The organism is Nocardia sp. NBC_01499, from assembly GCF_045040275.1.
Lineage (GTDB): Bacteria > Actinomycetota > Actinomycetes > Mycobacteriales > Mycobacteriaceae > Nocardia.
In genome coordinates, this window is the sequence record NZ_CP109426.1 from 7,932,964 (window position 1) to 7,946,253 (window position 13,290).

General features: G+C 67.1%; 10 protein-coding genes. 7 read left to right on the forward strand and 3 right to left on the reverse strand.

Features of this window, described 5'->3' with window-relative positions; all coding sequences use genetic code 11:
• Window positions 1-462 precede the first annotated feature (462 nt).
• From proB to OG203_RS36335, 4 genes are all read left to right on the forward strand, one after another.
• Window positions 463-1,605 carry a glutamate 5-kinase gene (gene proB / locus OG203_RS36320; protein ID WP_405161717.1) on the forward strand — a complete coding sequence of 381 codons (1,143 nt, stop codon included), beginning with the start codon at window positions 463-465 and terminating at the stop codon, window positions 1,603-1,605.
• Between the two features lie 579 nt (window positions 1,606-2,184).
• Complete coding sequence (locus tag OG203_RS36325; RefSeq protein WP_405161718.1) at window positions 2,185-2,568, forward strand: hypothetical protein; 384 nt, start codon at window positions 2,185-2,187, stop codon at window positions 2,566-2,568.
• 273 nt (window positions 2,569-2,841) lie between these two features.
• Window positions 2,842-3,216, forward strand: a complete 375-nt coding sequence (locus tag OG203_RS36330) for a hypothetical protein (protein ID WP_405161719.1) — start codon at window positions 2,842-2,844, stop codon at window positions 3,214-3,216.
• Window positions 3,217-3,489: 273 nt separating this feature from the next.
• Window positions 3,490-3,894, forward strand: coding sequence for a hypothetical protein (locus OG203_RS36335; protein ID WP_405161720.1), 405 nt, complete (start codon window positions 3,490-3,492; stop codon window positions 3,892-3,894).
• Between the two features lie 417 nt (window positions 3,895-4,311).
• On the opposite strand, the gene OG203_RS36340 is transcribed toward OG203_RS36335, so the two are convergent.
• From OG203_RS36340 to OG203_RS36350, 3 genes are all read right to left on the reverse strand, one after another.
• Window positions 4,312-5,424: a hypothetical protein gene (locus OG203_RS36340; protein WP_405161721.1), complete on the reverse strand. Its 1,113-nt coding sequence runs from the start codon at window positions 5,422-5,424 to the stop codon at window positions 4,312-4,314.
• The gene (locus tag OG203_RS36345) at window positions 5,421-5,795 is read right to left on the reverse strand and encodes a hypothetical protein (RefSeq protein ID WP_405161722.1); all 375 of its coding nucleotides are present in this window, start codon (window positions 5,793-5,795) and stop codon (window positions 5,421-5,423) included. The genes OG203_RS36340 and OG203_RS36345 overlap by 4 nt, the downstream gene beginning before the upstream one ends.
• A gap of 82 nt (window positions 5,796-5,877) precedes the next feature.
• A complete protein-coding gene (locus OG203_RS36350; RefSeq protein ID WP_405161723.1) occupies window positions 5,878-6,609 on the reverse strand; it encodes an ESX secretion-associated protein EspG in 732 nt (243 codons plus the stop codon).
• 191 nt (window positions 6,610-6,800) lie between these two features.
• On the opposite strand from OG203_RS36350, the gene OG203_RS36355 reads away from it, so the two are divergent.
• From OG203_RS36355 to OG203_RS36365, 3 genes are read left to right on the forward strand one after another with little or no spacing between them, the layout of a single operon-like run.
• Entirely contained in the window at window positions 6,801-9,497 is a 2,697-nt protein-coding gene (locus OG203_RS36355) for a phosphoenolpyruvate synthase (protein WP_405161724.1), read from the forward strand.
• Window positions 9,487-13,002 (forward strand): AMP-binding protein, encoded by a 3,516-nt coding sequence (locus OG203_RS36360; protein ID WP_405161725.1) that lies wholly within the window; start codon window positions 9,487-9,489, stop codon window positions 13,000-13,002. Before OG203_RS36355 ends, OG203_RS36360 begins: the two co-directional genes overlap by 11 nt.
• Entirely contained in the window at window positions 12,999-13,256 is a 258-nt protein-coding gene (locus tag OG203_RS36365; protein ID WP_405161726.1) for an acyl carrier protein, read from the forward strand. The genes OG203_RS36360 and OG203_RS36365 overlap by 4 nt, the downstream gene beginning before the upstream one ends.
• Window positions 13,257-13,290: the final 34 nt, after the last annotated feature.

Sequence of the window (13,290 nt, forward strand, 5' to 3'; positions counted from 1 at the left end):
GAGTGGTGCCATGAGGGTTCGATACCCGGTATCGGTGATGGTGGGGCCGGAATCGAGTGGTGTCATGAGGGTTTCGGTACGTGGCCCCGGTGGTAGCGGGCCGGAATCGAGTGGTGCTATGAGGGTTCGGTACCCGGTATCGGTGATGGTGGGGCCGGAATCGGGTGGTGCCGTGAGGGTTTCGGTACGTGGTCGCTGTGATGTCGGGCCGGGATCGGGTGGTGCTATGAGGGTTTTGGCACGTGGTCGCGGTGATTGGGGGCCGGAATCGAGTGGTGCCGTGAGGGTTTCGGTACGTGGTCGCGGTGATGTCGGGCCGGGATCGGGTGGTGCTATGAGGGTTTTGGCGCATGGTCGCGGTGATGGCGGGCCGGAATCGAGTGGTGCCATGAGGGTTCGGCACGCGGTGATGGCGGGTGTGGTGTCGGCGAGTTCTATTGCTGCGCAGGGAGATCGATTGCGATGACGGTGAATTCGGGTGCTACCGGGGCGGATTCGAACCTGAGTGAGGCGCGGCTGGCGATCGCGTCGGCGCGTCGGGTCGTGGTGAAGATCGGTTCGTCGGCGCTGACCAGCCTGAAAGGTGGGCTCGACACCGCGCGACTCGATCGGCTCGCCGATGCGGTGGAGGCGCGGATGCGCGCGGGATCCGATGTGGTGGTGGTGTCTTCGGGCGCGATCGGCGCCGGTATCGCCCCGCTCGGCCTGAGTGCCCGCCCCCGCGACCTGGCCACCAAGCAGGCCGCGGCCAGCGTCGGCCAGCTCGCGCTCGCCCACGCGTGGGGCACCTCGTTCGCGCGTTATGGCCGCACGGTCGGCCAAGTCCTGTTGAGCGCTGACGATTTCGCGCGCCGCGAAAACCACCGCAACGCACAGCGCACCCTGGACCGGTTGCGTTCCCTCGGCGCGATCGCCGTGGTGAACGAAAACGACACCGTCGCAACGGAAGAGATCCGCTTCGGCGACAACGACCGCCTCGCCGCCCTCGTCGCCCATCTGGTCGGCGCCGACGCCCTGGTGCTGCTGTCCGATGTCGAAGGGCTCTACGACGGCGACCCGCGCAAAGGCGCTGCGAGCTTCATCCCCGAGGTCCGCGACAGCGCCGACCTGGACGGTGTGATCGCAGGCAGCGGCGGTGCCCTCGGCACCGGCGGCATGGCCTCGAAACTGTCCGCCGCCCGCCTAGCCGCCGACGCGGGCGTCCCCGTATTGCTCGCCGCCGCCACCGCGGCCAACGAAGCCCTGACCACCGGCAAGGTCGGCACCGCATTCGCCGCCCGCCCAATCCGCCTGTCCGCCCGCAAGTTCTGGGTCCGCCACGCCGCCGACAGCCGAGGCGCCCTACTCATCGACGACGGCGCCGCCCACGCCGTAGCCGCCCGCCGCTCCCTACTAGCCGCAGGCATCACCGCCCTACGCGGCCGCTTCTACGGCGGCGACGTAGTAGACCTAGTAGCCCCCGACAACCAAGTCATAGCCCGCGGCGTAGTCGCCTACGACAGCACCGAACTCGCGAGCATGCTAGGCCACTCCACCGCCGAACTCCCAGACACCATGCAACGCCCAGTAATCCACGCCGACGACCTAGTCAAAGTCGCCCCCTAACCGACTCAACGCACGTTGCACGCTCCTGACCCAGGCCGCAACCTACATCAACTGCACGCCACTTACGTCGCGTGAGCTGCACCGCAGAACGTCCACGGTGCGCCCGTGGACTGTTCACTGCGGGACGTCGACGGTGCGCCCGTGGACTGTTCACTGCGGGACGTCCACGGTGCGCCCGTGGACTGTTCACCGCGGGACGTCCACGGTGCGCCCGTGGACTGTTCACCGCGGGACGTCGACGGTGCGCCCGTGGACCGTTCACCGCAGGGCGTCGACGGTGCGCCCGTGGTCGGTGGTCGGCGGGCGGAGGAGACAGCCGCCATGCCTCGCGCCGACTACAGCAAATGTCCGCAGCCAATGCGTTGCGCGCCAACGGGTTCAGTGCACCGGCCCGGTTCTAGCGAAAGCAGCAGCCGAACTACAACAAGCCCGCCAATACGGTCGCGCGCCAACTGGTTCGGAGCACCAGCGCCTCCAGCTTGACGCCGACAACGGGTGCGTTCATCACCAACGGGACATGATGGCGCCCCCCTCGAACTTCCCTGCCACTATGTCCCGTTCGCGTTCAACGTTGTCCCCGTGCGGGACATGGTGGCGGCCTTACTCGCGCTTCTCCGCGACTATGTCCCGTTCGCCTTCAATGCCATTTCCGTCTGGGACATGATGGCGCCTCCACTCGTACTTTTCCGCCGCTATGTCCCGTTGATCTTCAACGTTGTCCCCGTGCGGGACATGGTGGCGGCTTTACCCGCGCTTCCCAGCCACCATGTCCCGTTCGCCTTCAATGCCATTTCCGTCTGGGACATGAGCGCGCGCCCACTCGTACTTTTCCGCCGCTATGTCCCGTTGGCCTTCATCGCTGTCCCCGTGCGGGACATGGTGGCGGCCTTACTCGCGCCTTCCCGCCGCTATGTCCCGTTTGATCACGAAAACCCTGCCCCCGAAACTTTCTCGTCTGAATGACGATCGAGAACGGCACCGCAGGACACCGAAGGTCTGAGCGTGGTCGGCGGCTGAGGAGACGGCCGCCATGCCTCGCGCCGACTGCAGTAAGTGTCTGCGGCCAATGTGTTGCGCGCCAACGGGTTCAGTGCACCGGTCCAGTCCTAGCGAGAGCAGCAGCCGAATCACAACAAACCCGCCAACCACCGTCAATACGGTCGCGCACCAACCGGTTCGGCGCACCAGCGCCTCCATCTAGACGCCGGCAACGGGTGCGTTCATCACCAACGGGACATGATGGCGCCCCCACTCGAACTTCCCCGCCACTATGTCCCGTTCGCGTTCAACGCCGCCCCCGAACGGGACATGGTGGCGGCCTTACTCGTACTTTTCCGCCGCTATGTCCCGTTGGCGTTCAACGCCGCCCCCGAACGGGACATGGTGGCGGCCTTACTCGCGCTTTTCCGCGACTATGTCCCGTTCGCCTTCAATGCCATTTCCGTCTGGGACATGAGCGCGCGCCCACTCGTACTTTTCCGCGACTATGTCCCGTTGGCCTTCATCGCTGTCCCCGTGCGGGACATGGTGGCGGCCTTACTCGCGCCTTCCCGCCGCTATGTCCCGTTTGATCACGAAAACCCTGCCCCCGAAACTTTCTCGTCTGAATGACGATCGAGAACGGCACCGCAGGACACCGAAGGTCTGAGCGTGGTCGGCGGCTGAGGAGACGGCCGCCATGCCTCGCGCCGACTGCAGTAAGTGTCTGCGGCCAATGTGTTGCGCGCCAACGGGTTCAGTGCACCGGTCCAGTCCTAGCGAGAGCAGCAGCCGAATCACAACAAACCCGCCAACCACCGTCAATACGGTCGCGCACCAACCGGTTCGGCGCACCAGCGCCTCCATCTAGACGCCGGCAACGGGTGCGTTCATCACCAACGGGACATGATGGCGCCCCCACTCGAACTTCCCCGCCACCATGTCCCGTTCGCGTTCAACGCCGCCCCCGAACGGGACATGGTGGCGGCTTTACCCGCGCTTCCCCGCCGCTATGTCCCGTTGGCGTTCAACGCCGCCCCCGAACGGGACATGGTGGCGGCCTTACTCGTACTTTTCCGCCGCTATGTCCCGTTGGCGTTCAACGCCGCCCCCGAACGGGACATGGTGGCGGCCTTACTCGCGCTTTTCCGCGACTATGTCCCGTTCGCCTTCAATGCCATTTCCGTCCGGGACATGAGGGCGCCCCCACTCGTACTTTTCGCGACTATGTCCCGTTGGCCTTCGACGTTGCCCCCGTGTGGGACATGGTGGCGGACCTACCCGTACTTTTCCGCCGCCGTGTCCCGTTGATCACGAAAACCCTGTCCTCCGAAACCTTCCCGCCTGAATGACGCTCGAGAACGGCACCACAGCCAGTCCTCCCGCTCCCAACTGCCACCTTTGCCTCCCAAGCCGCGGCAGAGAAAGCCGGGGACCTCACACGACGTGCTCAGCACTACCCGGGTATCCCACGAACCGCCGAAAACCCTGGGGCAGTGCACCATCGGACTTCCCTCAGTGCACGATCCTGGGCGGGTGCACCTAAAGACCTCCGCAAAGGTGGACCCACCCAGGTGTTTACCGAGCAGTGCTGGGCGCGTCGCCTGCGGTACCCGACTTTAGCTATCAGTCAGGCACATGACGTGGAGGTTCCAGCGTGGTCGCCTGGCTGTGGTTGCGTTGTGAGAGATCCAGTTGGGGTGCGCGCCAATGGGTTTGGTGTGGTGGTTACTTTTGTGCGGGCACCACTCCGGGTTGGTTGGTGGTTGACGGGGGTTGTTGGTCGTTTTCCGCGGGGATCGGGCCGGTGACGCCTGGCTGGCCGCCTGGATCTGGAAGGGGGACAGGCGGTTGCGCGGGGGCGGGGATCGGTGGCGGTTGTGGTGGTGGCGCGTGCTCGGTTGGTGGTGGAGGTGCCTGCTGAGTTGACGATGGCGGGGGCGCCTGTTGTGGGGCGGGTGCAGGTTGTGTCGACGGCGGCGCCTGCTGGGTCGGCGGTGCGTCGGATGGGGGCGCCGGGTGGGTCGTTGCCGGTGGTGGCGCCTGCTGGGTTGCCGGTGGTGGCGCCTGCTGAGTGGTCGGCGGCGTCGGCTGGGGATCCGGGACCGGTCGTGGCGGCGTCGTAGTGCTCGGCGGCGCTTGCGATTCCGGTACCGACGGGGCTGGTGCGGGCGGGTGACCGTTCGGCTGGGGCGGGGGAGTGCCGTCCGGCTGACTCTGCGGCGGGGTGTATTCCGGCTGCTGACTCGGCGGCACCGGCCGCTGCTGTTGCGGCGCGGTTGGCGCGGGTTTGACTTCGGCGGACAGATCAGGCGGCGAAGGCAGCGCGGGAACGGATTTGCCCGCCATCCCGTAGGCCGGTTTGTACACCATGTTCATCGCGAGCACCGCCTCTTGCCGCAGCGCCTCCTCGGCCATCTTCGCGTCGATGACGTGCGCGGCCTCGAGTAGTCGCGCCACCGCACCGATCGGCCCGGACGAGCCGGGCGGGGCCACCGCGATCTTGACCGCTTCGGCCGCCGCGGCAACACCGCCGAGCCTGGCGCCGACCTGGCCCATGATCGCGGCGAGTTCGTCCGCCGAGGCCGCGAAGCTGTGGATGCTTGCGGCCGCGGCGTCGGCCGTCGCGCCCTTCCACTCCGCCGCGTCCATGACGCGGTCAACGCTGCTGCGGGTGAGTGGGAAGGAGGTGCTGAGCGTGCCAGCGACCTCGAGCCAGGCGACCGAGGCGCGCAGTACCTCCGCGGCGTCGATCTGCTGGGTCTTGGCGTAGATCTCTTCGTGGCGCATCGACTCGAAATGCTCCATCGAGCTGATGTAGTCGGGGTCGGTGCCGGTCATCGCGGAAGCCTCGATGCGACGGCGCGCAGGGCTGCGGCGTTGGCGGCGTCGGCTTCTTCGAGTAACCCGCCGCTGATCAGGAACGCCTCTTTCATCCGGTAAGCGGCCTCGATGTACTGATCGAGCAACGTGGCGGCATCGCGTGCCTTGTGGTTGAACCCGGCCTGTAACTGCTGCGCCGACACGAATCCGCCGAATCCGCCGAGCTCCGAGGCGGTTTCGAGGCGCTGTTGCAGGTGGATAAGCCGTTCGGCCTGCTGGTCGTAGGTCTCGGCGCAGCGCCGCGCCGCGGCCGGATCGAACTGGACGGTGCCTGCCTGGGCCGCCTGCTTGAACCGGGCGATATCGGCTCGGCTGGTCTCGATCGTCATCGCACACCCCTGAGATGGTCGGTCAGCCTCAGACTAGCCCGTGGCCGATCCAACGGGCAGCGGTGGTTATCAGTCGGCACGCTCACGATTGGATGCGCTTCTGCAGCTGCGCGCCGATCTGCTCGGCCGAGGCGGGGGTGATGTGGACTTCCTTGCCCGCCCTGATCAGATATCGCCCGTCGCCTTTGACGTCGAACCAGGTGTAGTGGATCGGCGGTGCCGGAGTGGGACGATCCAGCGCTGGCTCGATCCGGATATGGCCTTCCGCGCTGTGCGGTTTCAGCAGCAGCTTGCGGATTCGCGGCGCCGTCGGCTGTTGCGCGACCACCGTCTCCTCGTCGCGGACCGCGTCCGTCGGTGCGACGCGAGCGGGTTCGTGACCGGGTTGAGCGGCGGGCAGCAGGCTGGCGATCCGGGCACCCAGTTTGCCGCTGTGCCCGATCGAGAGGCGTACGCGGCCGCCGAAATCCGGGGTCGAGCCTGGTTCCTGCACGGCGAGCACGGCCCGGTCGAAGATCGCCGCGGCGAGCAGCCTGATCTCGCTGCCCGGTGTGTGCGTGCCGCCGATCGCGACGATCCTGGTGTGCGGTGTCGCGAGAATGCGCAGGCAGGCGCTCAGATCCGGGTCGGCGCGCAGCGGCAGCCGCTCGTTCAGTGTCGCGCGCAGTCGGTCTGCCTCGTCCTCGGTGCGCGGCGTCTCGAGGATGCGCAGCGGGTACGGATGCCGGTCGAGGTCGGTTTCGCGCCACAGGTGGGCGAACTCGTCCGGAGTGAAGGTCCAACTCACCGCCCGAATCACATCCTCACCGAACACACCGAAACTGCTTTGTAGCTTAACGGTCGCCGCGCGCGGGGGCGGTTGCCGCACCGAGCACCTAGGATTGTGGGCTAACGCTGCGGTGAATTCTCGGATATATCCAAACAAACCCCATTAGTTTCTGCTCGGCCCGAACGAGTCGGTGCGTGCTGTTGCGGCACGATGATCTGGGGTGATGGGAGCATGCCGTGCAGGTGCTTGGACCGTGGACCGATATCGCGACGATCGCCGCCGTCGGTGGCGGTAAAGCGCGCGGCCTGCACCGCCTGCGGCAGAGCGGGTTTCGGGTCCCGGACTGGACCGTGCTCGGCACCGATGTCTTCGCGCGGTTCACCGCCGAGACCGATCTGCTCCGAAGAGTGACTGAGGTCACACTGCTGCAAGACCTGGATGCGGCACTCACCGCCGGTGCCGCGTTGCGCGCCGAGATCGCCGCGACGTCACTGCCGCGCGCGATTCGTGAGCTGATCGCCGACGCCTACGCGCGACTCGACGGCCCGATCGCGGTGCGCTCGTCGGTGCTCGCCGAGGACGGCCCCGAGCACTCGTACGCGGGCCAGTTCGATACCTTCCTGAACGTCAACGGCATCGACGCGGTGCTCGACCGGGTGCGCGACTGCTGGGCGTCCGCGTTCTCGGAGCGCTCGCTGCGTTACGCATTCGCCAACAGGCAGCCGAGAGCGGGCGCGGTCGCCGTTGTGCTGCAACGTTTGATCGCGGCAAGGGCCAGCGGCGTGCTGTTCACGGCGAATCCGATCAGCGGCGCGCGCGACGAACTGGTCATCAGCGCGGTCTACGGCCTCGGCGAGGGTTTGGTGTCGGGCGCGGTGGACGCCGACTCGGTGGTGGTCGACAAGTCCTCCGGCGCGGTCTTGGAAACCGTGCTGGGGGACAAGGACCGGTCGTATGTGGCCGAGGGCGCTCAGGGCTACGCGATCAGCGAGGTCGACGCGGCACGGCGCGAACTGCCCGCGCTGACCGATGCCGAGATCGCCGAGGTCGCCGAACTCGGCCGCAAGGTGGAGGTCGAGTTCGATGCCCCGCAGGATGTGGAGTGGGCGATCGATGACGACGGCCTGTGGTTCCTGCAGTCGCGCCCCATCACCACCGCGCTCGGTGCCCGACCCGGCGCGATCATCCGCGGCGCCGGCGAGGACGTGCCCGACGGCGAACAGCGAATCTGGGACAACTCCAACATCATCGAGAGCTTCAACGGCCTCACGTCCCCGCTGACCTACACCACCGCCGCCGATATCTACGGCCGGGTGTACCACGGCTACGCGAAATCCCTCCGCGTCCCCGACGCGCAGCTGCGGCAGACCGAACGGTGGACTCCGGTGCTGCTCGGCTACTTTCACGGCCGCGTCTACTACAACCTGCTGCACTGGTACCGGATGGTTGGCATCGCGCCGGGGTACCCGTTGAACCGCAAGGTGCTCGAGGCCGCGCTCGGCGTGGACGAGCCGCTCGCCGACGATATCGCGAAGACCTTGCGCCCGTTCACCTTCGGCAATCCGCTGAGTCGGCTGCGGTCGCGATCGGTGACCACGCTGACCTATCTGCGGCGACTGTTCGGCATCGACGACATCGTCGAACAGTTCATGACCGACTTCTACCGCGTCTACGACGAGTACGACGCCCTCGACTACACCGCGCTGTCCGGCCCCGAAGCCTATGCGGCATACCGCAAAGTGGACCGCGACCTGGTCGAACGCTGGGGCCCGCTGATGGTGCTCGACGCGATCCTGCTGACCTGCACCGGTTTGATGTTTCTGCTGACCAAGCTGCTGCTGCCGAAAGCACCCGAGTGGTTCCTCTACGCGGTGGTCGGCCCCGGCGCCGATGTCGAGTCTGCCGAACCAGCCCGCGCGATGAAGGCCCTCGCCGATGCCGCACGCGCCGACCCCGAACTCACCGCCCTGGTGAATTCGACCGCGCCGGAACAGATCTACTCGGCGCTGGCCGACCGGCCGGACTTCCGCGACAAGGTCGACGCCTACATCGATCGCTACGGCTATCGAAGCCTGGACGAACTCAAACTGGAAACACCTGACCTGCGCGAAGATCCGGCGAGCCTGTTCGTCATGTTGCGCAGCGCACTGCCGGACGCACCGCTCGGCCACCGCGACGAGGCCGAGGAATACCTCGACACCCACTTGAACGGCTTCCGCCGCAGAATCTATGAACGGTTGCGCGGCAAGGTATCCCGCTGCGCCGCGCACCGTGAGCGGCTACGGTTCTGCCGGACCAGGGCCTTCGGCATGGTCAAGCGAATGATCCGGGTGATGGGCCGCGACCTGTCCGAACGCGGCGTCATCGACGAGTTCTCCGACGTGTTCTACCTGACCGTGCAGGAACTGCGCGGCTGCTATGACGATGCCGACACCGTGGACCTGCGTGAGCTTGTCGCCGCGCGAAAAGCGCAGCGCGCCAGGGATTCCGGGCTGGTGGCTCCGGCCAGGTTCGTCACCGTCGGGCCTGCGTTCGGCCGGGCCGAGCTGGCTGCCAAGGGCTGGGTGCCGATCACCGATACCCCGGCAGCCGAGGCAGGAACAGTGCTCGCTGGCACGCCGTCGGCCTCCGGGATCGTCGAGGGCACCGCGGTCGTGGTCGACGAGCCGTGCGACGTGGCGGGTGGCATTCTGGTGGCGTATCGGACCGATCCCGGCTGGGTGGCCGCGCTGCCCTCGGCGTCGGCGCTGGTCATCGAGCGCGGTAGCCCGCTCACCCACGTCGCGATCGTCGCGCGGGAACTCGGGGTGCCCACGGTGGTCCAGGTCAAAGACGTAACCAAAAAGGTACGGACCAGTATGCGGATTCGGGTCGATGGCACAAACGGAACCGTTACTGTGCTGGCCGAAGGAGATGTCCGCGATGGAGCATGACAAAGACGTTGCGGCCGTACGTGATTGGCTAGCCGGCCCGGCCGGGCAGGCCGGGATCTATTTGGCCGACGAGGCCGACGGCTGGGAATATCGAAGCTACCCCGAACTCGCCGATCTGACCTGGTCGATCGCCGCGCTCATGCGACAGCACGGGATGGGCAGCGGCAACGGCGCGTGCGTGATCATGCCGACCGGGTTCCCCTGTGTCGCGGCGTTCTACGCGGTCTGGGCGTGCGGCGGGGTGTTCACGCCGGTCGCGCCGCCGATGTTCGGTGACCTCGACCAGATCATCGCGCACATCGCCGCCATCCTGCGACAGGCGAACCCCCGGCTGGTGGTCACCTCGACGGAATTCGAACAGTTCGTGCGGCAGGCCGCGACGGCGGCCGGACGCACCGACGAACCACTGGTCATCGACGCGTCGACGCTGCGCCCGTGCGCGCCCGAGCAGCGCGTGTTCGGCGAGCCCGACGAGTGCGCGCTGCTGCAATTCACCTCCGGCTCCACGGCCACCCCGCGCGGCGTGCGGGTGAGCTGGCACAACCTGGCCAACAACATCGCGATGATCTCCGCGCTGGTCGAGTGGCGACATGGCGAGGCGATGGTTTCGTGGCTGCCGCTGTATCACGACATGGGTCTGGTCGGCGCGTTCCTCACCACCGTCACTAATCAGGGCGATCTGTATCTGATGCGGCCGGACCAGTTCGTCCGCGAGCCAGCACGCTGGCTGCGCGCGATGGCGCACGCCCAGCATTCGCCGTCGCCGTCGTTCGCGCTCGGCTATGTGGCGCATCGGGTTTCGCCGGAGGAGATCGCCGACCTCGACCTGTCCGGCTGGCGCACCCTCGCCGTCGGTTCCGAGCCGGTCGAGGTAGCCGACCTTCAGTCGTTCGCGAAACTGACCGGACCCCAGGGCTTTTCGATGAGCGCCTACACGCTGGCGTATGGGTTGGCGGAGTCGACGCTGATGGTCACCTCCTCGGCGCGGCATCACCCGATCACCGCGTTGCGCATCGACACCCCGACGCTGCGGTTCGGCGAACCCGTCACCCTCCTCGATCGGGAATTGCTCGACGACACCCACGGAGTCGACGGTGCGGGCTGGATCACCGGACTCGGTTACTCGACCCCCGAATCGACCGTCACGGTGGTCGATGAGGACGGCAACGAGCTGCCCGACGGCACGCTCGGCGAGATGGTGGTGGTCGGTGACTCGGTGGCGCTCGGCTACTCCGACGATTCCGACAGCGCGTCGACCAGGATCATCGGCGGCGCACTGTACTCGGGCGATGCCGGATTCCTGCATCGTGGCGAGGTATTCGTGCTCGGCCGGATGGGGTCGAGCCTGAAGGTGCGCGGCCGTTCGGTGTTCATGGAGGACATCGAATCCCGCGTCGCTCAGGAAACCGGCATCACCAAGGGCAAACTCGCCGCCGTCGCGATCACCGAACCGGGCGACCAGGGCATCGCGCTGTTCGCCGAGTCCAAACCCGGCGGCTGGATTACTGAGGCGCGCAAGATCATTCGTGGCGAATTGGGGCCCGCTCAGACGGTCACCATCATTACCGGTCCGCGCGGCATCATCCGCCGCACCTCGAGTGGCAAGCCGCGGCGGCGGTACATGTGGGAGCAGTACCGCGGTGGCGGCCTGGCCGACGCGGTTGTGCACGAGGCGGACGGTCCTTCCGACGATAGCCGCCACCAGGTGGGGGCCGGTACGCAGCGTGCGCAGGGACGGCAGGGGAACAACGCCGCGGACGACCTGCCCGAGCCGACGCTGGCCGCCGAATGGGTCAGTCAGCTGCTCGACCGCGCACTGGAAACCGTTGCGGTTCCGCCGAATTCGACCGTGTTGTTCGAGGGCTCACTGGCCGAAGGATTCGGTAACGAGGGGTCCGACGTCGACTTCTTGGTGCTCGCGCCCGGCGACGAGGAGCTGCCGACGCTGCCGACCGTGCTGTTCATCGACGGCCGACGAGTCGAGGTACGCACCCGCTCCGAGTCCCAGCTGCGCAGACAGCTCGAACAGGTGGCGAAGGCCGCCAACGCCACTGAGCTCGATGAGGATCTGCTCAATCGATGTCAGCGGTTCCTGCGTGCGACTGTGGTCCGGACCGGCGGCCCGGATATCGACGAATTACGCACGCTGCTACCGCATTCCACCTTCACGACATTGATCGCGGACTGGTGGACCGCCCGAGCCAAGCAGGCGCTGCGGTACGCCATCGCACTGCGCACACTGAAGGCGCGCGACGAGTCGATCGACTGGGTACGCGACGGCCTGCTGCAGGCCATCAAGGGCTGGGCCGCGCGGCGCGGCGAAAGCTATCTGGAGACCAAATGGCTGCCGCAGCAACTGGATCGGATCGGCGGCGACGAACTCATCGACCGCTACCGCGATCTCAGCGACCCGGCGACGTGGGCGGGTGACGATGCGACGCGGACCTACGGCGACGCGCTGCCTGGCGTACTCGGTGATGCGAAGGCGCGGGCGCTGTCCGAGCGGGCGACCTGGACGCAGGTGCTCGAACTCGCCACCGACCTCGGCGTCGAGGGTGTCGTCGATGATCCCGACGAGCTTCTGTTCGCGAGGCTGCCCAAGGTCACCACCTGGACCATCGGCAAGCGCGTGCACGTTATTCGCGGTGACAGTGACGTTTTCGTGCTCTCCGACAACGGTGCCCGCGCTTGGCGTTCGGTGGTGTTCCGCCATTCGCTCGCCGCGGTGCTGGCCCGCGCGCAACCCGACAGCACCGCCGAGCTGGCCGAGTTCCTCCGGCTCGGCTTCGTCGGATTGCAGTGGCGCCGTGGCGAACTCCTCACTCCGGCACTCGCCATGTGCAAACCGGTGCGGCCGTATACCCCGGTGCCGTCCGCGCTGGCACCCGCGCTCAGCGTGACCGGCGCCGCGCGCGGGGACGCGATCGTGACGCTCTCACCGCTGCCCGCGCGGCGCTTCACCGAGTGTGCGATGAACCTGGTGTGGTCGAACATCGTGCTGGAGAACGCGCGTGAGGATCTGGCGGGTGCCGTCAAGAATGGCCAGGGCGCCGTCGCCGATATCGCGGCACATCGGATGATCGCGATGAGCGTGCGGGTGCTGTTGTCCGCCTACGGCATTCACCCATTGCCCGCCGACGTGGCACCGTCGGCGACCCTGCGCCGCATCCTGCTGTCACCTGCTCCGCACCGTGACGACCTGCTCGTGCGGCTGGAATCGGCTCGGCAGGTGCGGTTCTCGGAGACCGGCGACACCGCCACCGGCATCGCGGTCCTCGACGACTTCGTCACGCTGGTGCGCTTGGTCGCCGCGGATCCGGCGGCGGCAGGCTTCCCCGCCTCGTTCGACTCGCGGGAACAGTGGCGACGCACGCTGGCCATCGGCTACGACTGGCTGCGCATCGCAGGCTATCTCGACACCGACCTGCCGCTCGACGAGGCCCGCGACCTGCTCACCTCCGGCGGGCAACAACCACACCTACGCGACGACGCGGTGCCGTCATGACCGCCGCGGTGGCGCAGCGGGTCCGGAAACTGGTGCACGCCATGGCACCCGACCCGCAAGCTCCGGCCGAGGACAGCCAGCGACTCATCGAGGACATGGGTTTCGACTCGCTGCGGTTGATGGAGCTGACCGTCGTGCTGGAGCGGTCGTTCGACCTCCCGCGCTATAAGCCCGAGCAACTGGTAGGCGTGCGCCGGGTCGGCGAGGTCATCAGCCTGGTGACGGCCACATTGGCTGTGGAAGACCAGTCATGAGCGAGTTCCAGCGAGTGAACCAGAGCCGCAGTGC